Below are 26124 nucleotides of genomic sequence, written 5' to 3'. Positions count from 1 at the left end.
CCCGGGAGGATCCATGTCGCACCGCGTGACCAAGACCGACGCCGAATGGCGGGCCGAGCTCGACCCGCAGCAGTACGCCGTGCTGCGCGAGGCCGCGACCGAACGCGCATGGACCGGCGAGCTGCTCGACGAGCACCGCGCCGGCCTCTACACCTGCGGCGCCTGCGGTGCCGAGCTGTTCCGCAGCGGCACGAAGTTCGACTCGGGCTGCGGCTGGCCCAGCTTCTACGAGTCCGTCCGCCCCGAGGCCGTCCAGCTCATCGAGGACACCAGTCTCGGGATGACCCGCACCGAGGTGCGCTGCGCGAACTGCGGTTCGCACCTGGGCCACGTCTTCCCGGACGGGTTCGGAACGCCGACCGGCGACCGCTACTGCATGAACTCGATCGCGCTGTCCTTCCAGCCGGACGAATCCGCCACCGAGGCATGAGCGCGCTCGAGGCCGTCCGGCGCCGGCAGTCCTGGTCCAAGGTGACCCCCGAGGCGCCGACGCGCGATCAGCTGCTGCCGCTGATCGCCGCCGCCGGCCGGGTCGCGGACCACTCCTCGCTCCGGCCGTGGCGCCTGATCGAGCTGCGCGGGGAGGACCGGGAACGGCTGGGAGCCGCGATCGCGGAGGCGACGGGCGACTCGTCGCCGTCGTCCAAGCCGCTGCGCGCCTCCCTCCTGATCGCCGTCGTCGCCAGCTACCGGCGCAGCGACAAGGTGCCGCGCTGGGAGCAGGAGGCGGTCGCCTCCGGCGTCGCGCACGTGCTCAGCCTGCTGCTCGACGAGGCGGGCTGGGGCGTCATCTGGCGCACGGGCGGATACACCCGCACCGCGGCCGTGGCGCGCGCGCACGGACTCGGCCCCGACGAGGAGCTGCTCGGATGGCTCTACGTGGGCGGCAAGCCGGGCAAGCAGCCGGGTCGGCGCTCACCCGTCGACGCCGAGGCCGTGCTCTCCCGGATGCCGACCGAGCGCGCAGACGACGACGCACCGGCGCAGGATCCCGGCCAGCCCGACGTCTGCGGGAAGAAGGCGAAGAAGAAGGCGAAGAAGGCCGCCAAGAAGGCGAAGAGACGCGCCGAGAAGCGGAAGAAGGCCGAGAAGGCGGAGCGGCGGCTCAGGAAGGCTGAGAAGCGGCGCTGAGCCGGCGGCGGCGCCACGGCAGCGCGGCCAGCACCGAGAGCACCGCGGCGAGCACCATGACGACCACCTGCCACGCGGCGGGTCCGGCGGCGGGCGGCCAGATGAGATCGATCAGCACCGATACCGCGAGCTGGCCGAGCACGGCGCCGAGGCCCATCAGCAGCACTCCGGTACGGGCCACGATGACGACGCCCAGCAGGATGTAGGACGCGCCGAGCAGCCCGCCCAGGTACAGCCACAGGTCGCCGGGGAACGCCGTCGGGAACGGCTCTGGCGCCCCCGTGACGAGCAGGCTCGCGCCCGCCGACACGGACAGCACCAGCACTCCCCCGAGGAAGCTCATGTACGTCGCGCCGAGGGGCGACGCGATGCGCTGTCCGAGCCTGCCGTTCACGGCGGACTGGAACGCGATGCCCGCCCCGGTGAGGAACGGCAGCACCAGCATCCACGACGGCGCCCGCCCGAGCACGTCCCCGCCCAGGGAGACACCGACCGCGACGAGGGCGCACGCGCCGCCGATGAGCCGGCCGGGGGTGATCGCCACCACGCCGGCGGGGCCGAAGCCGAACCGGTCCAGCAGCAGGCCGTGCAGCGTCTGACCTGCCACGACGCCGACGCTGAACAGCGCGACCCCGAGGACGCCCGCGACGAGCCCCTGCGTCGACACGGTCAGCGCGCCGCAGGCCCCGCCCAGCAGCATCCACCACGGCACGCCTCCGGTGCGGATCCCCCGCCAGAGGCGCCCGAGCGCCGCGCGTCCGGAGCGCGTGAGCAGCACGGGGAAGCTCAGCAGCACCAGCCCCACGGCGAAGGACACCCAGCCGGCGAGGATGCCGTTGTCGAGGTGCACCCCGAGCTGGCCGTTCACGCGCGCCTGGATCGCCGTCATCGCACCGATCGCGACCGCTCCGCCGAGCGCCAGCGCGGTGCGACCGCGCCGCGGCGTCGGAGGGTGCACTGTCACTGTCCCGAGCCTAGCGCCGACCGTCTGCGCTCCGTCTCGCCGATGTCCGAGCGCGGAGGTACGCTCCCTCCATGTGCGCGAACTACGGCCTGGATCCCCGGTTCAGCGATCAGGAGCTGGTCGAAGAGGCCGACGACGAACTCATGGAGGGCATCCGCGCCTGGGCGCGGCGTAACGCGGATGAGACCGTGCGGCCCACCGGACGCCTGCTGCGCAACCTCAATCCGATCCTCGTGCCCTCGGAGTCGCGGACGCCGCAGCTCGAGGAGGCGTGGTGGGGCTTCCTCGTCGACGGCAGGCCCTCGCGCTTCCCGTCGATCAACACCCGGTCCGAGCGCCTGCAGGAGCGTCCGGGAAGCCTGCGCGGCCGGGCGATCGTGCCCGCCACGCGCTGGTTCGAGATGCAGAAGCCGTCCAAGGCCTGGCACGAATTCGGCCTGGACGGCGCGCTGTTCGGCATGGCGGCGGTGACGCAGCGCGGGCGCGCAGAGGACGGATCCTGGTTCACGTGCTACTCGATCGTGATGCAGCCCGCGCCCCCGCGTCTGGCCGGGATCCATAACCGCATGCCCGTGCTGCTGCCGGCGGCGTTCGCGCAGGACTGGCTGGACGGCGCGGCGACGCGCGAGCTCATGGACGAGGCGCTTCTGGCCTCGGCGGACGTGACACGGTGGGTGCAGAGCGCATCCATGACCGCGGCGCCCTGAGCGGGATCTGGAGCCTCCTGCCGGACTCGAACCGGCCACCTGCGGTTTACAAGGCCGCTGCTCTACCAGATGAGCTAAGGAGGCGAGAGTGGCCCGAGAGCCGCTCCCAGCGTAGCAACGCGCGACGCCCCGGCACGCACGCACGGGGGCGGATCCGCACGTGTTACTTCGCGGTCGAGGGCGACGGCGTGGGCGAGACCGTCGGTGCGCTCGTACCGTAGTACGAGTCGCTTGCGACGGACAGCACGAACTGGCTGAACTCGGCGGCGTCCGTGAGGGACCCCGCGTAGACCTGGCCGTTCACCACGATCGTCGGAGCGCCGCTCAGGGCGCCCTTCTTGGATCCGGGCAGCGGGCCGTCCACGGCGCGCTGCGTGACGTCCTTCACCCAGGAGTCGTACGTGCTCTCGTCGACGCAGCTCTGCAGGCCCTTCGCGTCCTTGACGCCGCTCGAGACGGCGAGGTCGACGAGCTCCTTGTCGCTCTTTCCGTCGGTGTCCTGCTTCGGCTGGTCGGTGAGGAGCGCGTGGTTGAACGCGTAGAAGACGTCGGGCTGCATCGAGGCGACACAGGCGGCGGCGGACGCGGCGCGCAGCGAGTACTTGGTGCCGTTGGAGTTCGCCGTCAGCAGCGCGACGGGGTGGTACGTCACGGTGGCCGCGTCCTGATCGACCCAGGTGGCGAGCTGCTTCGCGTTCGCGCGCTCGAAGTCGCTGGCACCGGGCGAGAGGTAATCGACGTAGACGTGGATGTCGACCGTGCCAGCGGTGGCCGTCGGATCGGGCGTTGGCGAAGCGGTCTCGGTCGCCGCAGGCGTGCCGGCGGTGGTCGGAGAGGGAGTGGGCGTGCTCGCGGATCCGGCGCGCGCGGAGGCGAGATCCTCCTTGGTCACCACGACGCCGTCATCCTGGAGGTTCGACGGAGTGAGCGACGGCTTCGACACAGCGGAGCCCACGGCCCAGGCCACGGCGCCTCCGGCGGCGCCGACCACGACGACCGCGACCGCGGCGATGATCACTCGTCGCATGATTCGGGCGCGGGACTGCTTGGCGTTCACCTGCTGGGCCTTCTCCCGCACGGCCGCACGAGAGTGCGAGGGCGTGGGGACGTTCGGCGTTTCGTCGCTCGACATCGTTCCTCTTGATTCCTCGGGATGGGCATCCCAGTCGCCTGCTGCCGACGGGAGCGGCACGGCACGGGTTCGATGCTAGCCAGGGAGGCTGAGAAATGACCAGACGGCCCCTGGCCGGACCCTGCGAGATCGGATTTGGAAAGCGCTTCACCTGCGATGCTGGACCCACCGGGAGCTCCCATGTCATACTGATCCCGGTCCGATGGCGGGCCACGGCGGGTTCACCCTCGTCGCTTTTTCACTACGGATCGTCCGGCACGTACCTGCCGGTGAAGGAGAAGACAATGGCAACTGTGACCTTCGACGAGGCCACCCGGCTCTACCCCGGCGGCACCCGCCCCGCGGTCGACAAGCTGAACATCGAGATCGCCGACGGCGAGTTCCTGGTTCTGGTCGGCCCCTCGGGCTGCGGAAAGTCCACCTCCCTGCGCATGCTCGCCGGCCTCGAAGAGGTCAACGCGGGCCGCATCCTCATCGGCGACCGCGACGTGACCGACGTCCCGCCGAAGGACCGCGACATCGCGATGGTGTTCCAGAACTACGCGCTGTACCCGCACATGACCGTCGCCGAGAACATGGGCTTCGCGCTCAAGATCGCCGGCGTCGGCAAGGAGGAGCGCGCCGCCCGCGTCCTCGAGGCCGCCAAGCTGCTCGACCTCGAGCCCTACCTGACCCGCAAGCCGAAGGCCCTCTCCGGTGGTCAGCGTCAGCGCGTCGCCATGGGCCGCGCGATCGTGCGCCAGCCCCAGGTGTTCCTCATGGACGAGCCGCTGTCGAACCTCGACGCCAAGCTGCGCGTGCAGACCCGTACGCAGATCGCCTCGCTGCAGCGCCGCCTCGGCGTCACCACGGTCTACGTCACGCACGACCAGACCGAGGCGCTCACCATGGGCGACCGGATCGCCGTGCTCAAGGACGGCCTGCTGCAGCAGGTCGGCTCGCCGCGCGACCTGTACGAGAACCCGAGCAACGTCTTCGTCGCCGGCTTCATCGGCTCGCCCGCGATGAACCTCTTCACCTCCGACCTCGCCGACGGCGGCGTGCAGTTCGGATCCGAGGTCGTCCCGCTCGACCGCGAGACGGTCAGCGGCGCCACCGGCTCGCAGGTCACGATCGGCGTGCGCCCCGAGGACATCACCGTCGGCCCGGCCGACGGCAAGGGCCTCTCGGTCGTCGTCGACCTCGTCGAGGAGCTCGGCGCGGACGGCTACCTCTACGGCCACACCGAGATCAACGGCAAGCGCACCGACCTGGTCGCGCGCGTCGACGGCCGCAGCCACCCGAACGCGGGCGAGACCGTCACGCTCGCGGCGAACCCGGGCCACGCGCACGCCTTCGACCTCGAGTCGGGCGAGCGCCTGAACAAGAAGCCGATCGCCGCTTCCTGATCACCGTCTGATCGACGCGGCGCGGGGGTTCTCCCCCGCGCCGCGTCGTCGTCTCCCCCGCCGATCCCCCGAGGAGCACCGTTGAAGGACGCGCTGAGCATCACCGCGAGCGCCGTGGATCCCGGCCTGCTGTCGCTGCCCTGGTCGCAGCCGCTGTCGAAGTGGCCGTCCGAGGTGATCGTGTCGCTGCCGAAAGGCCTTTCCCGCCATCTGGTGCGTTTCGCGGATCTGTCCGGATCCGTCGTCGCCGTGAAGGAGACCACGGAGGAGATGGCGCGCCGCGAGTACGAGATGCTGGGCAATCTCGCCCGTCTCGATGTGCCCTGCGTGTCCCGGGTCGCGGTGATCGCCGGCCGCACCGACAGCAAGGGCGAGCATCTGCCCGCGGCACTGGTGACCTCGCACCTGCGCTTCTCGATGCCCTACCGTGCGCTGTTCACGCGCGTGCTGCGGCCGGACACCGCCACGCGCCTGGTCGACGCGCTCGCGCTGCTGCTCGTGCGCCTGCACAACGTCGGCTTCTACTGGGGCGACGTGTCGCTGTCGAACGCGCTGTTCCGCCGCGACGCCGGGGCGTTCGCCGCCTACCTCGTCGACGCCGAGACCGGCGAGCTGCACGAGGAGGGGCTGACCGACGGCCAACGCGCCTACGACCTGGATCTGGCCCGCACCAACATCGCCGGCGAGATCCTGGATCTCGCCGCCGGCGGACGGCTCGAGCGGGGCGTGGACGCGGTCGCGATCGCGGACGGCATCGTGTCGTCGTACCGGTCGCTGTGGGCCGCCCTCACCGCGCACGAGTCGTTCGCCGCGGGCGAGGCCTGGCGGATCACGGAGCGCGTGGAACGGCTGAACGCGCTCGGCTTCGACATCGGTGAGATGTCGATCCAGACCACCGCCGACGGCACCAGGGTGGAGATCGAGCCGAAGGTCGTGGACGCCGGTCACCATCAGCGCCGCCTCATCCGCCTCACCGGCCTCGACGTCGAGGAGAACCAGGCCCGGCGACTGCTGAACGATCTGGACGAGTTCCGCGCCCGCTCCACCAAGCAGTGGGCGGACGAGGAGATGTACGCGCACGAGTGGCTCACGCGCGTGTTCGAACCGGTGGTCCGCGCGATCCCCTACGACCTGCGCGCCAAGCTCGAGCCGGCCGAGGTGTTCCACCAGGTGCTCGAGCATCGCTGGTACATGTCTCAGGCGCGGGGACGGTCGGTGCCTCTGGCCGAGGTGCTGACCTCGTACATCAACGACGTGCTGCGGCACCGCCGCGACGAGGCCACGATCATGGGCCCGCCCACCGAGACCATGTCGCTGCCGGTGATCACCGGATCCGTCCCCGTCGACGAGGATCCCGACATCGACTGGCGCGACCTCGTCTGACGCCCCGCCCCTCCCCGCCCCCTATCGACCGCGAGACTCCATCTGGGCGACGAGACTGCACTGCTGGAGTGCATTCTCGTCGCGGAGATGGAGTCTCGCGGTCAGAGAGGGGGCGGCGGGGTCAGTAGCCGACGGTGAAGCGCTCGCGGCGGTGCTTGCCGTTCTCGATCTCGTCGACGACGGCGATCGCGAAGTCGGCGCCGGAGATGGTCGAGTGGCCGTCGGCGTCGCGCACGACCACGTCGCCGCCGTCGCGGTAGGAGCCGGTGCGCTCGCCCTCGGCCCACGGGCCGAAGACCTCGGCCGGGTGCACGAAGAACCAGTCCAGCGACGGGTCGGCGTTCTGCAGCAGGGCGAGGGAGTCGATGCCGACCTGCGCCTCGTGCTTGTACTCCTCCGGGAAGTCGAGGTCGATCAGGCGCGGGCCGCCGGGCGCCGAAAGGCTGCCGCCGGCGCCGCCGACGACGCTCACGCGCGTTCCGGTGCCGCGGAGCTTGTCGACCAGCGCGGTCAGGGCGGGGATCACCGCGTTCTCCATGTCGCCGCGCGGGGACAGGGCGGACACCACGGCATCGGCGTTCTCGAACACGTCGCCGAGGGTGTCGAGGTCAGTCACCGAGCCCTGGACGTTCGTGACGCCGTCCACGGGAGCGGACGGCTCGGAACGCGAGATCGAGACGACCTCGTGCCCGCGCGACGCGGCTTCCTGGACGATGTGACGACCGGCGTAGCCGGTCCCTCCGATGACGACGATGCGAGCCATGCGCGTTCCTTCCGTTCCCGTCCCGATGGTTTCTGCACCGGGCACGGGAGGTGCAAGGATCCGCGGCCGCGCACTATTCCGCGCTCGCCGGATCCTGCACGGATGTGCACGTCCGGTCAACACGATGCGCTGTGGGTCATGCGCCGCACGACGCATCAGGCGCCGTGCGGCTCCGCGGAGGTCAGCCCTTCGCGGCGCGGACGGTCGAGACCTGGTACAGCGCGACCGAGGCGGCGATGCCGGCGTTGAGCGACTCGGTGGCGGCCGAGATCGGGATCGAGACGATCTGATCGCAGGTCTCCGTGACGAGACGCGAGAGGCCCTTGCCCTCGGATCCGACCACGATGACGACCGGTCGGTCCGCGAGCTCGATCACCGGCAGCGAGACGTCGCCGCCGCCGTCGAGACCCAGCACGAACACGCCCTGCTTCTTGAACTCCTTGAGCATGGACGTGAGGTTCGCGGCGAGCGCGACCGGGATCCGGGCGGCGGCTCCGGCACTGGTCTTCCACGCGGCGGAGTTCACGCTCGCCGAGCGGCGCTGCGGCAGGATCACGCCGTGCCCGCCGAACGCGGCCGTCGAGCGGATGATCGCCCCGAGGTTGCGAGGGTCGGTGATCCCGTCCAGCGCCACGAACAGCGGGGTCTGGCCGCGGTCGATGATCTCCTCGAGCAGATCCTGCGGGTGCGCGTACTCGTACGGCGGCACCTTGAGCGCGACGCCCTGGTGCACGCCGTCGAAGCCGGCCATGCGGTCCAGTTCCTGACGGGTGACCTCGAGCACGGGGATCTCGCGGTGCCGGGCGATCGCGAGCATCTCCTTCACGCGGTCGTCCATCTCCACGCGCTGGGCGATGTACATCGTCGTGGCGGGGATCTTGGTGCGCAGGGCCTCGAGCACCGAGTTGCGCCCGGTGACGGTCTCGGTGTCGTTCGAGGCCGAGGACGAGGACACACGACGGTTCGGGTTGGATCCGCCCTGCGGCTTCTGGCCCGCGCCCGATCGCGCCCCGGGACGGCCCTTGCCGCCGGCGGCGGCGTAGCGCTCCTGCGCCGCCTTGCGCTTGCCGGCGACGTGCCAGGCGCGGTCCTCGGCCTTCGGCGTGTTGCCGCGGCCCTCGAGCGCCTTGCGGCCGTTGCCGCCGCTGCCCTTGGTGGCGCCCTTCTTCTTGCTGTTGCCCGCTCCGGGCCTGCTCGGCTTAGCCATCGATACTCCAATGAGTTCCGTCTGGAGTGTCCTCCAGGGTGATGCCCGCCGCACCGATCGCATCGCGGATGCGGTCGGCGGCGGGCCAGTCCTTGTCCGCGCGGGCCTGCGCGCGCTGGGCGATCATCGCCTGCACGAGCGCGTCCAGCGCGGTGGTGGTCTTCGTGTCGGATCCGGACGCGCGCCACTCGGGCGAGAACGGATCGATGCCGAGCGCGCGGGTCATCGCCCGCACGGCGCTCAGCGATGCGCGCACCTCGTCGGCGTCGCCGCGGTCCAGCGCGGCGTTGCCCGCCCGCACGGTCTCGTGCAGCACGGCCAGCGCCTGCGGCACGCCGAGGTCGTCGTCCATGGCGGACGCGAACGCGGAGGGAAGGGATCCCGTCGCCATCCAGCCGTGCCCGCCGGCCGTACGCTGCGCCCGCTCCAGGAACGTGCGGATCCGGCCCAGCGCCGCCTCGGCCTCGCTCCACGACGAGTCCGAGAGGTCGAGGCTCGAGCGGTAGTGCGCCGCGGCCAGCGCGTAGCGAACGACGAGCGGATCGTGCTGGCCGAGCACGTCGGCGGCGAGAGTGAAGTTGCCGAGCGACTTCGACATCTTCTGCCCGTCGACGGTCACGAGGCCGTTGTGCACCCAGTACCGGGCGAACGCGTCGCCGGCCGCGGTCGACTGCGCCAGTTCGTTCTCATGGTGCGGGAAGCGGAGGTCGAGACCGCCGCCGTGGATGTCGAACTCGGCGCCGAGGTAGCGCCGCGCCATGGCGGAGCACTCGATGTGCCAGCCGGGACGCCCGGCGCCCCAGGGGGACGCCCAGGTCGCGTCGGCCGGCTCGCCGGGCTTCGCGCCCTTCCAGAGGGCGAAGTCCTGCGGGTTGCGCTTGCCGCGAGGATCCGCGTCCTCCGCGGCCTCCATCGCGTCGACGGACTGATGGGTGAGCTCGCCGTACGCGGCCCAGCTGCGCACGTCGAAGTAGACGTCGCCCGATCCATCGGCGGCCGGGTAGGCGTGACCGCGCTCGATGAGGCGCTCGATGAGCTCCTGCATCTGCGGGATCGATGCCGTCGCCCGCGGCTCGTACGTGGGCGGCTGGATCCCGACGGCGGCGTATGCCGCCGAGAACTCCTGCTCCATCCGGTAGGCCAGCCCCCACCACGGCTCGGCGTCGGTCGCGTTCGCGAGCACCTTGTCGTCGATGTCGGTGACGTTGCGGACGAACGTGACGCGTCCGTAGCGCAACTGCAGCCAGCGCCGCAGCAGGTCGAAGCTCAGCGCCGCGCGCACGTGCCCGATGTGCGGGCCGGACTGCACCGTGGGTCCGCACACGTACATCGTCACGTTCGAGGGATCGAGCGGAACGAAGTCGCGCAGTTCCTGCGCGCGCGTGTCATGGAGGCGGATCGTCACCGCTCAAGCCTACCGGGGCGCCCCTGCGAGACCGCGGCGGGTTTCCCGGGGCGGTCTCGCGTGCCGCTCGCGCGTTCACGCCCCGGGATCCGCCTGCGATCAGGGACGGAGCAGGATCTTGCCCTCGCGCCCGGCGCGGAGGTTGTCCTCCGACGCCTCCGAGATCCGCTCGAAAGGCAGCACCGCGGAGACCGGAAGGGTGAGCACGCCCTCGCGGATGCGCTGGAGCAGCTCTCCGAAGAGCGCACCGCGCTGGTCCGCGGGCATCGCCGCGGCGACCTTGGAGCCCCAGAAGCCGCGCACGGTCAGCTGCTTGAAGATCACGTCGCCCGAGGAGATCCGCATGGTCGGCGACGCCATCGCGCCGAAGACGACGAGCAGACCGCTCTCGCCGAGCATCGCGGCGACCTGGCCGCTCGCGTCGCCGCCGACGGAGTCGATGCCGGCGCGGATCGCCGCGCCGGCGGTGAGTGCGCGCACCTGGTCCTGCCAGTCCTCCGCGTCCGTCGCGACGACGTTCCGCACGCCCTGCGCCTCGAGCTCTGCGATCCCCTCCGCACGGCGGACCAGGCTGACCACGTGCACGCCACGGGCGGCGCCGAGCTGGGCGACCATGCGCCCGACGGCGCCGTTGGCCGCGTTCTGGATCATCCAGTCGCCCGCCGCGAGGCCCAGCGAGTCCAGCACGCTGATCGCACTGAACGGCATGGATCCGAGCTGCGCGGCCTGCTCGTCCGGGATGTCGTCGGGCACCGGGATGAGCCCGACGGCGGGGGCCAGCACGAACTCCGCCCAGGCTCCGAAGGCGCCCGCGACGGTGACCCTGCGGCCGAGGAGCGCGGCGTCGACGCCCTCGCCGATCGCATCGACGACCCCGACGGCCTCGGTGCCGGAGCGGGCGGGCAGCTCGGGCTTGTAGCCGTAGAGGCCGCGTACGGTCAGCAGGTCGTGGTTGTGCACGGTGGCCAGCAGCACCCGCAGTCGCACCTGCCCCGGCCCGGGCTCGGGCGACGGCACGTCCTGCACGGACAGGACTTCGGCGGGATCCCCGAAGGAGGAGTGGACGAGTGCGCGCATGACGATGACCCTCTCTGCGACGTCTGTTGAGTGCGGCGGGTGGCCGCGGCATCCAGCGTAGGCACGTGCGCGCGGGAACGGATCCGAATCCGGAGGATCCCTACGGTTAAGGATTCAGCTCTGGGCGATCGGATGCACGAGAGCCACAGCCGTGACCGCGATGCCCTCGCCGCGCCCCGGGAAGCCGAGCCCGTCCGTCGTCGTGGCGGAGACCGCGACCGGCGCCCCGCCGAGCGCTGCCGACAGAGCCCGCTCCGCCTCGGCGCGACGCGCGCTGAACCGTGGCCGATTGCCCTGGAACTGCACGGAGACGTTGCCGATCGCGAACCCGGCCTCGGCGAGGATCTCGGCGGTGCGCGCGAGGAACACGTCGCCGTGCGCGCCCGCATATTCGGGGTGCGCGGTGCCGAAGTGCTGTCCGATGTCGCCGAGCCCCGCCGCACCCAGCAGCGCGTCGACGATCGCGTGCGCGACCGCGTCGCCGTCCGAGTGGCCTTCGAGCGCGGGCTCGCCCGGCCAGTCCAGGCCGGCGAGGCGCAGCATGCCGGCCGAGGCGAAGGCGTGCACATCGGTGCCGATGCCGATGCGCGGGATCGCGGGCCCCGCGACCGAGTGCCGCGCCTGCCGAGGCGCGGAGGCCGAGGCCGAGGCCGAGGCCGAGGCCGAGGCCGAGAGGATCATGCGGGCGCGCTCCAGGTCGTGCGGGGTGGTGATCTTGAAGGCCTCCTCGGATCCGAGGACATGACGCACCGCTCCCCCGGCGACCGCGAAGAGCGCCGCGTCGTCGGTGTACTCGACGCCCTCGTCCGCGGCCCGCGCATACGCGGCCACGAGCTCCGCCCGGGGGAAGCCCTGCGGCGTCTGCGCGGCGGCGAGCTCTGCGCGGTCCACCGGCGCGACGACCTCGTCGCCGTGCACGCGCTTGAGCGTGTCGACGACGGGCAGCGCGGGGATCACGCCGACGCCGGGGCGGACGGCCGAAGCCACAGCGCCGAACTGCGCGGGCGGGGTGAGCGCGCGGGCGGCGTCGTGCACGAGCACGACGTCGACGCCGTCGGCGAGCACCGCGAGCCCCGCCGCCACCGAGCGCTGCCGGGTGTCGCCTCCGGGGACGACCCGCACGGGCCGGTCGCCCGTCATCGCCGAGACGTCGGCCTCGCGCCCTGCGGGCACGACGAGGATGACCTGGGACGGCGCCGCGGCGAAGACGCCGTCGAGCGCGTGCTCCAGGATCGTCCGGACGCCGAGCGGCACGAACGCCTTGGGCGCGCCTGCCGCGAGCCGGGTGCCGGAACCGGCGGCCACGATGATCACGGCGGTGCGCGCGAGCGGCGAAGGGAGGTCGTTCACGCTCTCACGTTAGCGCCGGATCCTCCGCTCCCCCGTGTCCGGATCCTTTCGCAACAAAGCCTTGCGTGAATGAGTACTTGACCTGATACAGTACTTGACATGAACGATGACGCCTTCTCCGCGGACCTCCTGCGCGGGCACACCGACACGATCGTGCTCGGCATGCTCCGCGGCGGCGACCGCTACGGCTTCGAGATCTACAAGACCATCCGGGACGCGACCGGAGGGCACCACGAGATCAAAGAGGCCACCCTCTACGCGACCTACCGCCGGCTGGAGAAGGACGGGCTGGTCGAGTCCTACTGGGGCGACGAGACGCAGGGCGGCCGTCGCAAGTACTACCGGATCACCGACGCGGGCCGCGCGGTGTACCGGCGCAACGTCGCGGCCTGGGTCGCCACCCGCCGCGTGATCGACACGCTTCTGGACGCGAAGGACTGAGCACATGAACACCGACATCCACCGCCTCCTGGACGAGGCCTTCGCCGGGATCGAGATGACTCCGGCCGCACAGGACCTGAAGGAGGAGATCCGCGCGAACCTCGCCGCACAGGTCGACGAACTGGTCGCCGCAGGCTCCTCCCCCGCCGAAGCCGCGCAGAGCGCGATCACCGAGCTCGGCGACGTGCGCGCGCTGCTCGAGGACGAGCCTTCCGCCGGGGCATCCGATGCGCCGGGCTGGGAGGCGCTCACCGCCCGCAACAGGGTGCGGCCGAAGCCAGGGTTCGTGGTGCGCACCGTGCTGCTGAGCCTCATCGCGGCAGGCGCCCTCGTCGGAATCCTCCTCGTGGTGCTGCTCGTGCAGCCTGCCGCACCGCTCGCCGTCGCCGGACTCGGCGCCGTCGTCGCGGTCGCGCTCGGCATCGTCACCGCGGACGCACTGCGGCAGGAGACCACGACGAACCACCCGCTGCCGGCTTCCCGTGCGATCGGCTTCGGCCTGGCCACCGGCGGCACCCTGCTCGCGCTCGGCCTCGGCGGCGGCTTCGCCCTGGCCCTCGACCAGCTCTGGCTCGTGATCCTCGCGGCCGTGCTCCTGGTCGGATCCATCGCCCTGTTCTCGTATCTCGGGGCGACGCAGACCAACCGGCACAAGGCCTGGACCCGCGGCGCCATGAGGCAGATGCCGCCGAACCGCTTCGAGACGGACCCGGAGTCCGCCGCCCGCTTCGGGATCTACACGGCGGTGATCTGGTTCCTCACCCTCGCTGTGATCGTCGTGCTCGTCTTCACCGCGGGCTGGTGGTGGGCGCCCGTCGCCTTCATCGGAGGCCTCGCCGCCATGATGCTGCTCCTGGCACGCATGCTCTTCGCACCGCGCACCGGCGACCGCCGCTGACCGGTCCGGCGGATCCGGTCCCGTCACCGGGATGAGACCGGATCCCCCTCCCTCACAACGCAGAGAAACCCTCAGAACAGAAGGGATGTTCGTCATGCCCGCACACCAGCGCATCAACGGCGACGCCATCGTCGCCGAAGACCTCGTCAAGGAGTACCGCGGCCGCGGTCGTCGCCCCGCCGTCCGCGCCCTGGATGGCCTGAGCTTCGCCGTCCCGGCCGGACGCGTCTTCGGGCTGCTCGGCCCGAACGGCGCCGGCAAGTCCACCACCACCAAGATCCTCACCACCCTGTCCCGGGCGACCGCCGGCCGCGCCAGCGTCGCCGGACACGACGTGACCGACGCCCCCGGCGACGTGCGCGCCGCGATCGGCTACGTCTCGCAGGGCACCGGAACGGACCCCAACCTCACCGCGACGGAGAACCTGGAGATCGCCGGACGCATGCGGGGCCTCGGCGGCCCCGACGCCAGGGCGCGCGCCGCACGGCTGCTGGCCGAGTTCGGGCTCGACGACGCGACCCGCCGGCCGGTGCGCACGTTCTCCGGCGGAATGCGCCGGCGCCTCGACGTGGCCGCGGCCCTCGTGCACCGCCCACAGGTGCTGTTCCTCGACGAGCCCACCACGGGCCTCGACCCCGAGGCCCGTGCGGCGATGTGGGCCGAGATCCGGCGCCTGTCCGGCGAGGAGTCCCTCACCGTGGTGCTCACCACGCACTACATGGAGGAGGCCGACCGGCTGGCCGACGAGCTGCTGCTGGTGAACCGCGGGCGCGCCGTCGCCCAGGGCACGCCCGATGCGCTCAAGGCCGCCCTGCACGGCGATGCGGTCCGCGTGACGCTCATCGAGCCGGATCAGCTCGCCGTCCGCGCCGCGGTCTCCCCCGTCCCAGGGCTCCGCGACGTGCTCGTCGAAGCGGCCGGCGTGGACGGCCTGCTCGTCGCCCGCACGGACGACGCCGCCACTGCGGTCGGTGCGGTCATCGCCGCGCTCGACGGCGCCGGGATCCGCTACGGCCAGGTCTCGGCGTCCCACCCCACTCTCGACGACGTGTACCTGCACTTCGTCGGTCACACCTTCGGCGACGCTCCTGCGGCCGCCCTCACGGAAGAAGTCGCCGCATGAGCGCGATCGCCCTCTCCCCCTCCTTCGCCGGCACCCCCGCGCGCCCCGGCTGGTTCACCCAGACCGGGCAGGTGCTGCGCCGCTGGTCGATCGTGTCGATCCGCCAGGCCTGGGGCCCCGTCATGAGTCTCATCCAGCCGGTCATCTGGATCCTGCTGTTCGGGCAGGTGTTCCGCACGCTCGGCGCCCTCCCGCAGTTCGGCGGACACGGCTACGTCGACTATCTGGTCCCCGGAATCCTGATGATGACGGTGCTGTACTCCGGCGCATGGGCGGGCACCGGCTACATCGACGACATCGACTCCGGAGTCATGGACCAGTACCTGACCTCGCCGCTGCGGCGCTCGTCGATCATCGCGGGCCAGCTCCTGCAGCAGCTCGTGATCAACGTCCTGCAGTCCCTCGTGGTCCTCGGCATCGGCTGGCTCGGCGAAGCCCGCTATCCCGGTGGCATCGGCGGCGTGCTCGTCGCCCTGGGTGTTGCGACGCTGCTCGCGACGATCTTCTGCTGCGCCTCCACGGCGGTCGCACTCACCTCGCGCAGTCAGATCGCGCTCATCAGCCTGTCCCAGCTGATCGTGCTGCCCGCGACGTTCCTGTCGACGACGATGATGCCCGCGACGGCCATGCCGGACTGGGTGCAGACCGTCTCCCGGTGGAATCCGATGACCTGGGCGGTCGAGCTCGGTCGCGGCGGCCTCACCGGCTCCTACCCGGCCGAGGGCTGGTGGCAGGCCGGGGGCCTCTCCGCACTGGCCGTGCTCGCGTTCGCCTGGGCGCTCGGCGCGATCCGCAGCTACCAGCGTTCGATCTGACGCCCGTCGGTCCTGCCGCGGGCGCGAAGAAGGGGTGGATGCCATCGCATCCACCCCTTCTCACGCAGAACTCAGGAGGCGAGGACCTCGTCGAGCAGCGCCCCGGCCTTCTCCTCGTCGGTCTTCTCCGCGAGCGCGAGCTCGGAGGTGAGGATCTGACGGGCCTTGGCCAGCATGCGCTTCTCCCCCGCGGACAGCCCGCGGTCCTGATCGCGGCGCCACAGGTCGCGGACGACCTCGCTGACCTTGATCACATCGCCGGAGGCGAGTTTCTCGAGGTTCGCCTTGTAACGGCGCGACCAGTTGGTCGGCTCCTCGGTGAACGGGGCGCGCAGCACCTCGAACACCCGATCCAGCCCCTCTTGTCCGATCACGTCGCGAACGCCGACCAGGTCGACGTTCTCCGCAGGCACCTCGATGATGAGGTCTCCCTGCGTGACGTTCAGCTTCAGGTACTTCTTGGTCTCCCCCTTGATCACACGGTCCTTGACCTCGATGATCGTCGCGGCGCCGTGGTGCGGATAGACCACGGTCTCACCAACCTCAAAAAGCATAAAGTCGTGTCCTTTCGGCAACCTCCAGGATACCACAGCGGGAATGCGCTAAGGTTCGCGCCCCCTGCACCGGCCGACCGCCCCGCGCGCAGGCGGGGCGAGCCGTGCGGCGCGGGCGCGTGCCCCTAGAATGGTGCTGGATCATCACGTGAATTTTCTGGAGGACCCGTGAAATCGCGCCTTGCTGCGTCCATCGCCCTCAGCGCCCTCGTCATCGTCGGCGCCACCGGATGCGCCGGGATCACTCCGCAGGCGACCACCATCGACTATTCGGCCTCCGACGGCGCGAACGTGCCGAAGAGCGGCCCGATCGAGGTCCGCAACGCCTTCGTCGTCGTGGACGAGGCCGGCACGCTCGGCAACCTCGTCGCGGGTCTGGTCAACACCACCTCCGACGCTCAGACGATCCACATCTCGGTCGGGGACGGCCCGAGCCAGAGCGTGCGCATCGCGGGCCAGAAGTCGGTCAGCCTCGGCGGCGACGACGCGGAGCCGATGACCTTCGAGAGCCTCGACACCAAGGCCGGGGAGACCATCGAGGTCTACTTCCAGTCCGGCGACGCCGAGGGCATCAAGTACTCGATCCCCGTGCTCGACGGCACCCTGCCGTACTACTCGAAGCTGGTCCCGACCCCGCAGCCCAGCCCGACCACGAAGCCGGTCGCGCCCGCCGTCGAGGTGACCCCGACGCCCAGCGAGACCCCGGTCGGCTGAGCCCTTCGTTCTCCGCAGAGAGCCCCCGGGATCCGTGAGGATCCGGGGGCTCTCGCGTGTGCGGCGGGGGCGTCCCGCGAACGGCGGACTCAGCCCTCGAAGCGGTAGCCGAGTCCGCGCACGGTGACGAGCATCACCGGCTCGGACGGGTTCTGCTCGATGCGCGAGCGGATCCGCTTGATGTGCACGTCGAGCGTCTTGGTGTCGCCGAAGTAGTCGCTCCCCCAGACCCGGTCGATCAGCTGGCCGCGGGTGAGCACCCGGCCGGAGTTGCGCATGAGCACCTCGAGCAGCTCGAACTCCTTGAGGGGCATGTTGATCACCTCGCCGTCGACCGCGACGGTGTGCCGGTCGAGGTCGACCGAGACGCGACCGCCCTCGAGGATCCGCTCGTCGACGTCCTCCTCGGCCTGCACGACCCGTCGCAGCACGGCGCGCATGCGGGCGAGCAGCTCGCGCGACGAGTAGGGCTTGGTGATGTAGTCGTCGGCGCCGAGCTCGAGACCCACGACGATGTCCACCTCGGAGTCCTTGGCGGTGAGCATGATGATCGGCACGGCCGAGCCGGTGCGGATCTGTCGGCACACCTCGGTGCCCGGCATCCCCGGCAGCATCAGGTCGAGCAGGACGATGTCGGCCCCGCTCTCGCGGAACAGGGCGAGAGCGGTGGGACCGTCCTCGGCGATCTCGACCTCGTAGCCCTCGCGGCGCAGCAGGTACGCGAGCGGGTCGGCGAGATCGGGTTCGTCTTCGACGAGGAGGATGCGGGTCATACGAGTTCTCCGGTATCGGTGCGGATCGGGTCCGTGGTCGTGGCGGGCGACGCGGCGAGGCGCGCGGCTTTGCGCGCCTCGCGCTTCTTCTTGCTCTTGTCCTTGGCGGGCTTCTTGCGCTTGCCCCCATCGTCCTCGACATCGGGCGCCGCGATCTGCGGCAGGCGCATGGTGAAGGTGGATCCGCGGCCCGGGCGCGACCACAGCCGCACCTCGCCGCCGTGGCGCTGCGTGGCGTGCTTCACGATCGACAGCCCGAGACCGGTGCCTCCGGTGCGTCGCGAGCGGGCTTCGTCGGCTCGGTAGAAGCGCTCGAAGATGCGGTCGCGGTCGGCCTCGTCGATCCCGATCCCCTGGTCCGAGACCGAGATCTCGACCACGCCGTCGTCGACCCGCACGCCGACCCCCACGCGCGATCCGCGCGGCGAGTAGACGATCGCGTTGGCGATGAGGTTGCCGACCGCCTCGATGAGGATCTGCGCGTCGCCCTGCACCCACGCGCCGCGGTCGCCGCCCCGGGTGAGCTCGACGCCGGCGGAAGCGGCCTGCACCGCGTGCCCCTCGACGCTCGTGGCGATGACCTCGTCGATCGCGACCGGGCCGAACGCTCCGAGCCCGTCGGAGGACTGCAGACGGGAGAGGCTCATGATGCGCCCGGTGAGCTGCCCGAGTCGTCCCGCCTCCGCCTGGATCCTGGTGGCGAACGCGCGCACCTGGGCGGGATCCTCCGCGGCCGACTCGATCGCCTCGGCCAGCAGGCTCACCGCTCCGACCGGGGTCTTCAGCTCGTGGCTCGTGTTGGCGACGAAGTCGGTGCGCATCTGCTCGAGGCGCTCCTGCTCCGTGACGTCGCGGATGATGAGCAGGGTCAACCGGGGTCCGATCCGGCTCGCCCGTGCTGCGACCAGACGCGGATCCAGGTTGCGGCCGCCGCGCGTCAGGCGCAGCGTGCTGGTCTGCGATCCGCCCTCGCGCACCGAACGCACGAGCTGGCGCAGCTCCGGGTTCTCCAGCGTGGCGCCGACCCCGATCCCGAAGCGCGTGGCCGCCGCGCTCGCGGCGGTGACGAGACCCGAGGGATCGACCGCGCAGGCCGCGTCGTCCATGGCCGCCAGCACGTCGGTGAGGCCGTCCGGAAGCTCGCTGGACGCCTGCTGCTCGGCGGCGGTCCGCGCCCGCATCGCGGCCACGATCATCGCGGCGATGCCTGCGCCGATCGCGACTCCCAGCCCGAGGGCGAGGAGGGCGAGCAGAGTGCTGTCCATGGGTCCAGCGTAGAGGTCGTTCACCCCCCGGATCGGCGGATTCGCGCCTCTCGCGCCCCCTGGCGCGCTAGTGTTCACGAGGACGGCACCAATCGTTAACCTTCGCCGAAGAGAATCGCCACGTGCGTGTCACGGCCCGTGGCGGGCACCGTCCCGTGCCCGCTCTGCGGGCCGCCGTGCGACTCAGACCATCCGGTGCCCCGGGTCACAGAACGAAAGGTGCGCAGCCATGCGCGAAGTCTTCCACCAGTCCCTCGAGCACCTGCAGTCGCAGCTCGTCGAGATCGCCGACCTCGTGGCCGTGTCGATCGAGAAGGCCACCCGCTCGTTCGCGACCAGCGATGTCGCCCTCGCCGAGGAGGTCATCGCGGACGACGCCCGCATCGACGAGCTCGCGGTCGCGCTCGACGAGCAGGCCATCGAGATCCTCGCCCGTCAGCAGCCGGTCGCCCGCGACCTGCGCATCGTCGTCACCGCGCTGCGCGTGAGCGCATCGCTCGAGCGCATGGGCGACATGTCCGAGCACATCGCCCAGCTCGCGCGGCTGCGCTTCCCCGAGCGCGCCATCCCGAAGGGCCTCAAGGGCACCTTCACCCGCATGGGCGAGCTGGACGTGGAGATCGCTCGCACGCTCGCGGAGCTGCTCCGCACTCAGGACCTGCGCTTCGCGGACACCATCCGCAACGCCGACGACGACGTGGACGAGCTGCACGCCAGCGTCTTCGAGAAGGTGCTCAGCGACAACTGGAAGGGCGAGGCGGGCGCGACGGTCGATGCCACCCTGGCCAGCCGGTACCATGAGCGTTTCGCCGACCACGCGGTCGCCGTCGCGAAGAAGGTCGTCTACCTGGCCACCGGCGACTGGGCCATCGACGAGGAGGACATCGCCCTCGCCGTCGAGGCGCAGCACGAGGCGGAGTCCGGATCCGGCCACGCCTGACCCCTCGCGTCGAAGATCCGCCCCACCGTCCGGTTCGGGGCGGATCTTCACGTTTCGGGGCGGGCCACGGCCGCGAGCTCCGGGAGAACGCGCCCCGAGACGACGGATCCCGCCCCGACCGGCTCAGAGAACCGGTCGGGGCGGGATCGACGTCTGCGGGGCTACTTCTTTCCCTGGTTCGCCACGGCGGCGGCGCCGGCGGCGGCGGCCTCCGGGTCGAGGTAGCGCCCGGGCCCCGTGGGCACGTTGTCCTCATCGAGCTCGTAGACCAGCGGGATGCCGGTGGGGATGTTCAGCTCGGCGATGTCCTCGTCGCTGATGCCGTCGAGGTGCTTCACGAGTCCGCGCAGCGAGTTGCCGTGCGCCGTCACGAGCACGGTCTTTCCGGCCTCGAGGTCGGGCACGATCGCCGAGGACCAGTACGGCAGCAGCCGGTCGATCACGAGCTTGAGCGACTCGGTGCGCGGAACCTCGCCGTCGATGCCCGCGTAGCGCGGGTCGTTCACCTGGCTGTACTCGCTCGCGTCGTCGAGCGGGGGCGGCGGAACATCGAACGAGCGGCGCCACAGCTGGAACTGCTCGGGACCGAACTCCTCGAGCGTCTGCGCCTTGTCCTTGCCCTGCAGAGCGCCGTAGTGACGCTCGTTGAGCCGCCACGAGCGGGTCACGGGGATCCACAGCCGGTCGGCGGCGTCAAGCGCGATGTTCGCGGTCTGGATCGCGCGGCTGAGCAGGGAGGTGTGCAGCACGTCGGGCAGTATTCCCGACTCGGCCAGCAGCTCCCCGCCGCGGCGGGCCTCGTTCTTGCCCTGCTCGGTCAGGCGGACATCCACCCAGCCGGTGAACAGGTTCAGTTCGTTCCATTCGCTCTGCCCATGACGGAGCAGGATGAGGGTGCGCGTCATGCTCCCAGCCTACGGCGTGCGCCGTGCCGCTCCGAAGCCGGGGTCCTCGCATGACGGAGATCGCTTATGCGACGCATAGCAGGCGCACAGGCCGGGATCCGGTCGCCCCGAGAGGATCCTTCTGTCAGCCACGAAAGGATCCGGACATGAGCACCTTCCCCGACCCGACCCGCACCCCCGACGGCCCCGCATACGAGGGCCGCCTGCTCGACCGCCCGGAGGAGGAGGTCGTGGATCAGGGCGCGCCGTTCGACATCCGCACCCTGATGTCCCGCCGCACGGTGCTGAGCCTCGTCGGGCTCGGCGCGGGCGGCGCGGTGCTGGCGGCCTGCGCGCCTGTCGCATCGAGCGCCGCTTCGACCGCCGCGTCGACCGCGGGCCCCACGGTCACGAGCACGCCCGCCCCCTCCGCGACGTCGACGGCGACCACAGCGGTGCCTGCGGCGGAGATCCCCGACGAGACGGCGGGTCCGTACCCCGGCGACGGCTCGAACGGCCCCGATGCGCTGGCCGACTCGGGCATCGTGCGTCAGGACATCCGCTCGTCGATCGGCGGCGGCGCCACGGCACCGGGCGTGCCGCTCACGTTCTCCCTGAACGTGCTCGACATGGCGAACGGAGATGCCCCGTTCGCCGGCGTTGCCGTCTATGCCTGGCACTGCAACGCCGCCGGCGGATACTCGATGTACTCGTCCGGCATCGAGGACGAGACCTATCTGCGCGGGGTGCAGGTCGCCGACGCGGATGGGCGGGTGTCGTTCACCTCCATCTTCCCCGGCTGCTACTCGGGCCGGTGGCCGCACATCCACTTCGAGGTCTATCCGAACGCCGCCGCCGTCACGGACTCCGCGAACGCGATCGCGACCTCACAGATCGCCCTGCCGCAGTCGGCGTGCGAGGCGGTGTACGCGACCGGGGGCTATGACGGCTCCGCGCAGAACCTCGCACAGACCTCGCTCTCCTCCGACAACGTGTTCGGCGACGACGGCGGGGCGCTGCAGATCGCCGCGATGACCGGCGACGCCGCAGGCGGCTACACGGCGACGCTCACCGTGCGGGTGGACACCCGGACGGCCCCGACCGGCGGATCGATGGGCGGCGGCCCGCGCTGACCTGCGCGCGACTAGGGCCGGGGCGGCGTACCCTGCGGTGCGGGATCCAGGTCCTTCCGGTACCAGCGATCGGCGTACGGCTCGGCATTGAACGCCTCGACCGACCGGAAGCCGAGGCTCTCGTACATCGCGCAGGCCTCCACGAGGTCGGAGCGGGTGTTCAGCCGGAGCGCGTGTATGCCGCGCCCGCGAGCATCCTCCTCGAGCGCCAGGATCAGCCGGCGCGAAACACCCCGCCCCCGCGCCGCCGGCATCGTGAAGACCTTGGTGAGCTCGGCATCGTCGCCGACGAAGCGCGCCCCGGCGGAGGCGACCACATCGCCGCCGTCCCGTGTCAGGAGCAGGATCCCGGTGTCGCCCTGGAGGTCGTCGTACGGCTCGTCCGCGAGGACCAGGTCGAGTTCGCCGTCCGTGGCGGGCCTGCCGTGGTACCGCGAGACCACCTCGGTCAGGTAGATGCGAACGATCCCGTCCGCGTCCGCGGTCCCGGGGATCCCGACCTCGATCGTCTGCACGGAGACAAGCCTAGGGCGACCGGACCGTGCGGGACTCCGGACCGGGCAGGATGGATCCATGGCGTCCTCTCCGCTCGGCCGGCCCACTCGCGGCACGACCGGCACCAACCGGCTGCGGCGCAACGACCGCTGGATCGCCGTGTCACCGGCCTTCCGCCGCGCGACGGATCCGCTCGTGATCGACCTCGGATTCGGCGCGAGCGGGGTGACCGCGTTCGAGCTCGCGACGCGGCTCGTCCGGGTGCGCGCGGACGCCGAGGTGCTCGGGCTCGAACTGGATCCCGAACGGGTCGCCACGGCGCGCGCGCAGCTCGCCGAACTCCGCGGCGGCGCGGGGCACTTCGCCGCCGACCTGCCGGTGTCCTTCGCGCGCGGCGGCTTCGAGGTGCCGCTGCCGAATGGACGGCGCCCTGCGGTGATCCGCGCCATGAACGTGCTGCGGCAGTATGACGAGGGCGACGTGCCGGACGCATGGGCGCGGATGGCGTCGCGCCTCGCCCCGGGCGGGCTGCTCGTGGAGGGCACGTGCGACGAGATCGGCCGCATCGCGAGCTTCATCGATGTGGATCCCGACGGCGTCGCGCAGCGCTTCACACTGTCGCTCCGCCTCGCGGACCTGGAACGGCCGTCGATCGTCGCCGAGCGCCTGCCCAAGGCCCTCATCCATCACAACGTGCCGGGCGAGCGGATCCACACCCTGCTCGAGGACCTGGACCGCGAGTGGGAGCGCGCCGCTCCCCTGTCCACGTTCGGGGCGACCCAGCGCTTCCTCGCCGCGGTCGCCGCCCTCCGCGACGCCGGGCACCCCGTGCTCGGCACGCGCGCCCGCTGGCGCCTCGGCGAGCTGACGGTGCCCTGGAGCGCGGTCGCACCGGCCTGAGCGGTCCGCACAGCGAAGCGAAGAAGCGACTTCTGCACGGATCTCGCGGGACGCACCCCGAGGGTACAAGTGCCCATCTATGCTGGCCCTCATCACGGACGGCGCGCAGAATGGAGGCATGTACATGTCCACGGACACGCTCGCGGTGATCGGCAGCGGCCTCGGCGGCCTGCTGACACTCGGCTTCGCGATGTTCGCGGGCTTCGCCTGGGTGATCCGCCGGATCGACACGGTCGAGCAGAAACTGGCCACCGGGATCGGCTCGGTCGAGTCGAAACTCGACACGAAGATCGACACGGTCGAGCAGCGACTCGACACGAAGATCGACTCCCTCGAGCGGAAGCTCGGCACGAGGATCGACTCCCTCGAGCGGAAGCTCGGCACGAGGATCGACTCCCTCGAGCGGAAGCTCGGCGCGAGGATCGACAGGGTCGAGCAGAACCAGGCCGAGTTCCGCACCTCCGTCGAGCACGAGTTCACCGAGGTCAAGGTCGCGATCGCGCGCATCGAAGGCCCGCGTCCTCGCCTCATCCTCGAGCGATAGAGCCGGGCCTCAGGCCTCAGGGAACGCCGCGCCGGTCAGCCGCAGCAGCGGGCGCGCCTTGACCACGGTCTCCGCGTACTCCTCGTCGGGATCCGAGAGCGAGACGATCGCCCCGCCGACGCCGTAGTCGAAGCCGCCGTCGTGCGCGACCAGGGTGCGGATCACGACGCTGAGGTCCACCGACCCGTCGAACGAGAAGTAGCCCAGGGCGCCGCTGTACAGCCCGCGCGGGCCGCCCTCCAGCCGATCCAGGATCGCCATCGTGCGCAGCTTCGGCGCACCGGTCATGGAACCGGGAGGGAAAGCCGCGCGCACGCACGCCACAGGGCTGTCGGCGAGCCGGGAGCGCACCGTGCTGACCAGCTGGTGCACGGTCGCGTAGCTCTCCACGCGGAACAGTCCGTCCACGTGCACGGATCCGAGCTCCGCCGTGCGCCCGAGATCGTGGCGGACGAGGTCCACGATCATGAGGTTCTCCGCGCGATCCTTCTCCGATGCGGCGAGCTCCGCCCGGATCCGCTCGTCTTCCTCCGGAGTGCCCCCGCGCGGACGGGTGCCCTTGATCGGACGGGACTCGACCGCGCCGTCCGCCGTGATCCGCAGGAACCGCTCGGGCGACGTGCTCAGCACGCTCACCCCGCCGAGGCGCAGGAACGCACCGAACGGCGCCGGATTCTGCGCGCGCAGCGCGAGGTAGGCGGCGAGCGGATCCCCCGCGCCGGGCGCCGCGGCGTGCAGCAGGTTCGTCAGGCAGGCCTCATAGGTCTCGCCCGCCGCGATCTCCTCCTGCGCCTCGGCGATGAGCCGAAGATAGTCGGCGCGGGAGTGCCGCGCCGTGAGCGCGAGCGACGGCGCGACGAAGGCATCCTGATGCGGTCCTGCCCCGTCGGACGACGCCGTCTCGAGCGCGGCGATCCTGGCCGCCGTCCGGGTGAGCCAGGCCTCGTCGTCGAGGGCGAGCAGATGGATCCGCTCCTCCTCGTGGTCGACCACCAGCGCGCGATCGAGGCGGACCAGCGCCGCGTCGGGCGTGGCGGCGTGACGCCCATGCGGGGACCCGCACTCCGCGCGCAGCTCGTAGCCGAGCGCTCCGACCCAGCCCAGCGCGAACGGGAGGTCGCCCTCCTCGGTCGCGGTGGCCGCGAGTTCCGCGTCGAGCCAGTCGAAGAAGCCCGTCCGCAGCACGCGCTCCTCCGCGCCATCATGCAACGTCACCGTGCCCGCCTGCACGTCAGCGATCGCCGTCGGCAGGTCGTCCCCACCGCCGAGGATCGAGTAGCGGGCGCGGGGATCCCCGGGGCGGTTCCCGTCCAGCCACACGGCCTGCGTCGCCTCGCCGAAGAGCTCGGTGAACAGCGTCCGAGTCGTGATGCGCAGGGGCAGCGTGCGTCGCCGCACGGCGCGCCGCGCAGCGCGCGCGGGGGGCGGGGGTTCCACCGGGACGTCCGCGGAAACGGGCGGCGGCCGGCGCGCCGGCGTCGCGCGCGCGAACGCCACGAAGTTCGCCATCATGTGCGCACCGTCGAGGGTGCCGATCGACTCGGGGTGGAACTGCACGCCCCACAACGGCAGCTCGCGGTTCCGGATCCCCATGATCACGCCGTCGTCCGCGCGCGCGGTGACGACCAGCGCGTCCGGGACGTCGTCGATCATGAGCGAGTGATAGCGGACCACCTCGACGGGCGAGGGGAGCCCCCCGAAGACGCCGCTGCCGTCGTGCGCGACCAGGGAGGGCCTGCCGTGCCGCGGTTCGGGGGCGCGCCGCACCGCGGCGCCGAAGGCGTGTCCGATCCCCTGGTGACCGAGGCACACGCCGAGCAGCGGGATGCGCTGCTCGGCCGCGGTCCGGATCGCGTCGGCGCAGATCCCGAAGTCCTCCGGAACACGGGGATCGCCCGGTCCCGGCGACAGCACGACCGCGTCGTACCGGTCGAGGACGGACGGATCCCACCCGGCCCAGTCGTTGTGCACGACGTCGGGGATCCGGCCGGCGGTCGCCGCGATCTGGTGCACGAGGTTGTACGTGAACGAGTCGTAATTGTCGATCAGCAGGATGCGCAGTGGCCGGGGCTCCCCGGTCTCCGCACCCGGGGCGGCATCGGTCCCCGCGCTCTCGATCTCCGAGCCCACCGGTGGCA

26 protein-coding genes, 1 tRNA gene and 1 pseudogene are annotated in these 26124 nt (G+C 71.4%); 14 read left to right on the top strand and 14 right to left on the bottom strand.

From position 1 onward, the window contains the following. Positions 1-13: 13 nt before the first annotated feature. Together msrB and ACFC1J_RS15880 are read left to right on the top strand one after the other, a co-directional pair. Positions 14-430: a peptide-methionine (R)-S-oxide reductase MsrB gene (gene msrB / locus ACFC1J_RS15885; protein WP_292720660.1), complete on the top strand. Its 417-nt coding sequence runs from the start codon at positions 14-16 to the stop codon at positions 428-430. After that, positions 427-954, top strand: a pseudogene (locus ACFC1J_RS15880) (nitroreductase family protein); the annotation flags it as partial. The gene msrB and the pseudogene ACFC1J_RS15880, both read left to right, overlap by 4 nt. Positions 955-1105: 151 nt before the next feature. Here ACFC1J_RS15880 and ACFC1J_RS15875 read toward each other — a convergent pair. Continuing rightward, positions 1106-2095: a DMT family transporter gene (locus ACFC1J_RS15875; protein ID WP_375908128.1), complete on the bottom strand. Its 990-nt coding sequence runs from the start codon at positions 2093-2095 to the stop codon at positions 1106-1108. 71 nt (positions 2096-2166) lie between these two features. Here ACFC1J_RS15875 and ACFC1J_RS15870 point away from each other — a divergent pair, with 71 nt between their 5' ends. Then, the gene (locus tag ACFC1J_RS15870) at positions 2167-2802 is read left to right on the top strand and encodes an SOS response-associated peptidase family protein (RefSeq protein WP_375908126.1); all 636 of its coding nucleotides are present in this window, start codon (positions 2167-2169) and stop codon (positions 2800-2802) included. An 8-nt stretch (positions 2803-2810) separates the two neighbouring features. Here ACFC1J_RS15870 and ACFC1J_RS15865 read toward each other — a convergent pair. Beyond that, a tRNA-Thr gene (locus tag ACFC1J_RS15865) sits at positions 2811-2886 on the bottom strand. A 79-nt stretch (positions 2887-2965) separates the two neighbouring features. After that, positions 2966-3934, bottom strand: coding sequence for a DsbA family protein (locus ACFC1J_RS15860; protein ID WP_375908123.1), 969 nt, complete (start codon positions 3932-3934; stop codon positions 2966-2968). A 284-nt stretch (positions 3935-4218) separates the two neighbouring features. Here ACFC1J_RS15860 and ACFC1J_RS15855 point away from each other — a divergent pair, with 284 nt between their 5' ends. Further along, the gene (locus ACFC1J_RS15855) at positions 4219-5322 is read left to right on the top strand and encodes an ABC transporter ATP-binding protein (protein ID WP_375908120.1); all 1104 of its coding nucleotides are present in this window, start codon (positions 4219-4221) and stop codon (positions 5320-5322) included. An 81-nt stretch (positions 5323-5403) separates the two neighbouring features. Then, positions 5404-6705: a DUF4032 domain-containing protein gene (locus tag ACFC1J_RS15850; RefSeq protein WP_375908117.1), complete on the top strand. Its 1302-nt coding sequence runs from the start codon at positions 5404-5406 to the stop codon at positions 6703-6705. Positions 6706-6826: 121 nt separating this feature from the next. Here ACFC1J_RS15850 and ACFC1J_RS15845 read toward each other — a convergent pair whose 3' ends face one another. The 5 genes from ACFC1J_RS15845 to ispD form a co-directional block, all read right to left on the bottom strand. After that, positions 6827-7468 (bottom strand): NAD(P)-dependent oxidoreductase, encoded by a 642-nt coding sequence (locus ACFC1J_RS15845; RefSeq protein WP_375908114.1) that lies wholly within the window; start codon positions 7466-7468, stop codon positions 6827-6829. A 181-nt stretch (positions 7469-7649) separates the two neighbouring features. Then, complete coding sequence (gene rlmB, locus ACFC1J_RS15840) at positions 7650-8675, bottom strand: 23S rRNA (guanosine(2251)-2'-O)-methyltransferase RlmB (RefSeq protein ID WP_375908111.1); 1026 nt, start codon at positions 8673-8675, stop codon at positions 7650-7652. Beyond that, on the bottom strand, positions 8668-10080 hold the full coding sequence (gene cysS / locus ACFC1J_RS15835; RefSeq protein ID WP_375908108.1) for a cysteine--tRNA ligase: 1413 nt from the start codon (positions 10078-10080) through the stop codon (positions 8668-8670). Before cysS ends, rlmB begins: the two co-directional genes overlap by 8 nt. A 99-nt stretch (positions 10081-10179) precedes the next feature. Next, the gene (locus tag ACFC1J_RS15830; RefSeq protein WP_375908105.1) at positions 10180-11157 is read right to left on the bottom strand and encodes a zinc-binding dehydrogenase; all 978 of its coding nucleotides are present in this window, start codon (positions 11155-11157) and stop codon (positions 10180-10182) included. 114 nt (positions 11158-11271) lie between these two features. After that, positions 11272-12507 carry a 2-C-methyl-D-erythritol 4-phosphate cytidylyltransferase gene (ispD, locus tag ACFC1J_RS15825; RefSeq protein WP_375908102.1) on the bottom strand — a complete coding sequence of 412 codons (1236 nt, stop codon included), beginning with the start codon at positions 12505-12507 and terminating at the stop codon, positions 11272-11274. Positions 12508-12606: 99 nt separating this feature from the next. Here ispD and ACFC1J_RS15820 point away from each other — a divergent pair, with 99 nt between their 5' ends. The 4 genes from ACFC1J_RS15820 (at position 12607) to ACFC1J_RS15805 (ending at position 15784) form a co-directional block, all read left to right on the top strand. Continuing rightward, complete coding sequence (locus ACFC1J_RS15820) at positions 12607-12948, top strand: PadR family transcriptional regulator (protein ID WP_375908099.1); 342 nt, start codon at positions 12607-12609, stop codon at positions 12946-12948. A 4-nt stretch (positions 12949-12952) separates the two neighbouring features. Then, positions 12953-13846: a permease prefix domain 1-containing protein gene (locus ACFC1J_RS15815; protein WP_375908096.1), complete on the top strand. Its 894-nt coding sequence runs from the start codon at positions 12953-12955 to the stop codon at positions 13844-13846. A gap of 94 nt (positions 13847-13940) precedes the next feature. Continuing rightward, positions 13941-14969 (top strand): ABC transporter ATP-binding protein, encoded by a 1029-nt coding sequence (locus tag ACFC1J_RS15810; RefSeq protein WP_375908093.1) that lies wholly within the window; start codon positions 13941-13943, stop codon positions 14967-14969. Beyond that, positions 14966-15784: an ABC transporter permease gene (locus tag ACFC1J_RS15805; RefSeq protein WP_375908090.1), complete on the top strand. Its 819-nt coding sequence runs from the start codon at positions 14966-14968 to the stop codon at positions 15782-15784. Before ACFC1J_RS15810 ends, ACFC1J_RS15805 begins: the two co-directional genes overlap by 4 nt. Before the next feature lie 71 nt (positions 15785-15855). Here the strand turns inward: ACFC1J_RS15805 and ACFC1J_RS15800 are convergent, their stop codons facing one another. After that, entirely contained in the window at positions 15856-16338 is a 483-nt protein-coding gene (locus ACFC1J_RS15800; RefSeq protein WP_045273462.1) for a CarD family transcriptional regulator, read from the bottom strand. Positions 16339-16506: 168 nt separating this feature from the next. Here ACFC1J_RS15800 and ACFC1J_RS15795 point away from each other — a divergent pair, with 168 nt between their 5' ends. Next, positions 16507-17052 carry a DNA modification methylase gene (locus ACFC1J_RS15795; RefSeq protein WP_375908087.1) on the top strand — a complete coding sequence of 182 codons (546 nt, stop codon included), beginning with the start codon at positions 16507-16509 and terminating at the stop codon, positions 17050-17052. Between the two features lie 89 nt (positions 17053-17141). Here ACFC1J_RS15795 and ACFC1J_RS15790 read toward each other — a convergent pair whose 3' ends face one another. Both ACFC1J_RS15790 and ACFC1J_RS15785 read right to left on the bottom strand, forming a co-directional pair. Further along, positions 17142-17825 carry a response regulator gene (locus ACFC1J_RS15790; protein WP_375908084.1) on the bottom strand — a complete coding sequence of 228 codons (684 nt, stop codon included), beginning with the start codon at positions 17823-17825 and terminating at the stop codon, positions 17142-17144. After that, positions 17822-19090, bottom strand: coding sequence for a sensor histidine kinase (locus ACFC1J_RS15785; RefSeq protein ID WP_375908081.1), 1269 nt, complete (start codon positions 19088-19090; stop codon positions 17822-17824). Before ACFC1J_RS15785 ends, ACFC1J_RS15790 begins: the two co-directional genes overlap by 4 nt. Positions 19091-19319: 229 nt before the next feature. Here ACFC1J_RS15785 and phoU point away from each other — a divergent pair, with 229 nt between their 5' ends. Next, positions 19320-20030 carry a phosphate signaling complex protein PhoU gene (phoU, locus tag ACFC1J_RS15780; RefSeq protein WP_292718393.1) on the top strand — a complete coding sequence of 237 codons (711 nt, stop codon included), beginning with the start codon at positions 19320-19322 and terminating at the stop codon, positions 20028-20030. A gap of 161 nt (positions 20031-20191) precedes the next feature. Here phoU and ACFC1J_RS15775 read toward each other — a convergent pair whose 3' ends face one another. Then, positions 20192-20935 (bottom strand): phosphoglyceromutase, encoded by a 744-nt coding sequence (locus tag ACFC1J_RS15775; RefSeq protein WP_375908077.1) that lies wholly within the window; start codon positions 20933-20935, stop codon positions 20192-20194. Positions 20936-21081: 146 nt separating this feature from the next. Between ACFC1J_RS15775 and ACFC1J_RS15770 the strand changes: the two genes are divergently transcribed. Beyond that, positions 21082-22047: an intradiol ring-cleavage dioxygenase gene (locus ACFC1J_RS15770; protein ID WP_375908074.1), complete on the top strand. Its 966-nt coding sequence runs from the start codon at positions 21082-21084 to the stop codon at positions 22045-22047. 11 nt (positions 22048-22058) lie between these two features. Here ACFC1J_RS15770 and ACFC1J_RS15765 read toward each other — a convergent pair whose 3' ends face one another. Further along, a complete protein-coding gene (locus ACFC1J_RS15765; RefSeq protein WP_375908071.1) occupies positions 22059-22562 on the bottom strand; it encodes a GNAT family N-acetyltransferase in 504 nt (167 codons plus the stop codon). A 58-nt stretch (positions 22563-22620) separates the two neighbouring features. Here ACFC1J_RS15765 and ACFC1J_RS15760 point away from each other — a divergent pair, with 58 nt between their 5' ends. Beyond that, entirely contained in the window at positions 22621-23442 is an 822-nt protein-coding gene (locus ACFC1J_RS15760) for a class I SAM-dependent methyltransferase (protein ID WP_375908068.1), read from the top strand. A 118-nt stretch (positions 23443-23560) separates the two neighbouring features. Further along, complete coding sequence (locus tag ACFC1J_RS15755; protein ID WP_375908065.1) at positions 23561-23986, top strand: hypothetical protein; 426 nt, start codon at positions 23561-23563, stop codon at positions 23984-23986. 9 nt (positions 23987-23995) lie between these two features. Here ACFC1J_RS15755 and pabB read toward each other — a convergent pair whose 3' ends face one another. Beyond that, complete coding sequence (pabB, locus tag ACFC1J_RS15750) at positions 23996-26116, bottom strand: aminodeoxychorismate synthase component I (RefSeq protein ID WP_375908062.1); 2121 nt, start codon at positions 26114-26116, stop codon at positions 23996-23998. Positions 26117-26124: the final 8 nt, after the last annotated feature.

Origin of the sequence: Microbacterium sp. NPDC056052 (assembly GCF_042266785.1) — a bacterium.
In the GTDB taxonomy this organism is placed as follows: Bacteria; Actinomycetota; Actinomycetes; order Actinomycetales; family Microbacteriaceae; genus Microbacterium.
Note: the sequence above shows the minus strand (reverse complement) of the source record. Positions and strands in the feature narration are given on the sequence as shown.

Excerpts from the sequence above, each read along its gene's own strand:
- ACFC1J_RS15820 (WP_375908099.1), top strand. The coding sequence starts at position 12,607 with ATGAACGATGACGCCTTCTCCGCGGACCTCCTGCGCGGGCACACCGAC.
- ACFC1J_RS15860 (WP_375908123.1), bottom strand. The coding sequence starts at position 3,934 with ATGTCGAGCGACGAAACGCCGAACGTCCCCACGCCCTCGCACTCTCGT.
- ACFC1J_RS15845 (WP_375908114.1), bottom strand. The coding sequence starts at position 7,468 with ATGGCTCGCATCGTCGTCATCGGAGGGACCGGCTACGCCGGTCGTCAC.
- msrB (WP_292720660.1), top strand. The coding sequence starts at position 14 with ATGTCGCACCGCGTGACCAAGACCGACGCCGAATGGCGGGCCGAGCTC.
- ACFC1J_RS15855 (WP_375908120.1), top strand. The coding sequence starts at position 4,219 with ATGGCAACTGTGACCTTCGACGAGGCCACCCGGCTCTACCCCGGCGGC.
- ACFC1J_RS15755 (WP_375908065.1), top strand. The coding sequence starts at position 23,561 with ATGTACATGTCCACGGACACGCTCGCGGTGATCGGCAGCGGCCTCGGC.
- ACFC1J_RS15810 (WP_375908093.1), top strand. The coding sequence starts at position 13,941 with ATGCCCGCACACCAGCGCATCAACGGCGACGCCATCGTCGCCGAAGAC.
- ACFC1J_RS15815 (WP_375908096.1), top strand. The coding sequence starts at position 12,953 with ATGAACACCGACATCCACCGCCTCCTGGACGAGGCCTTCGCCGGGATC.
- ACFC1J_RS15775 (WP_375908077.1), bottom strand. The coding sequence starts at position 20,935 with ATGACGCGCACCCTCATCCTGCTCCGTCATGGGCAGAGCGAATGGAAC.
- phoU (WP_292718393.1), top strand. The coding sequence starts at position 19,320 with ATGCGCGAAGTCTTCCACCAGTCCCTCGAGCACCTGCAGTCGCAGCTC.
- ACFC1J_RS15800 (WP_045273462.1), bottom strand. The coding sequence starts at position 16,338 with ATGCTTTTTGAGGTTGGTGAGACCGTGGTCTATCCGCACCACGGCGCC.
- ACFC1J_RS15870 (WP_375908126.1), top strand. The coding sequence starts at position 2,167 with ATGTGCGCGAACTACGGCCTGGATCCCCGGTTCAGCGATCAGGAGCTG.
- rlmB (WP_375908111.1), bottom strand. The coding sequence starts at position 8,675 with ATGGCTAAGCCGAGCAGGCCCGGAGCGGGCAACAGCAAGAAGAAGGGC.
- ACFC1J_RS15785 (WP_375908081.1), bottom strand. The coding sequence starts at position 19,090 with ATGGACAGCACTCTGCTCGCCCTCCTCGCCCTCGGGCTGGGAGTCGCG.
- ACFC1J_RS15805 (WP_375908090.1), top strand. The coding sequence starts at position 14,966 with ATGAGCGCGATCGCCCTCTCCCCCTCCTTCGCCGGCACCCCCGCGCGC.
- ACFC1J_RS15790 (WP_375908084.1), bottom strand. The coding sequence starts at position 17,825 with ATGACCCGCATCCTCCTCGTCGAAGACGAACCCGATCTCGCCGACCCG.
- ACFC1J_RS15770 (WP_375908074.1), top strand. The coding sequence starts at position 21,082 with ATGAGCACCTTCCCCGACCCGACCCGCACCCCCGACGGCCCCGCATAC.
- ACFC1J_RS15830 (WP_375908105.1), bottom strand. The coding sequence starts at position 11,157 with ATGCGCGCACTCGTCCACTCCTCCTTCGGGGATCCCGCCGAAGTCCTG.
- ACFC1J_RS15760 (WP_375908068.1), top strand. The coding sequence starts at position 22,621 with ATGGCGTCCTCTCCGCTCGGCCGGCCCACTCGCGGCACGACCGGCACC.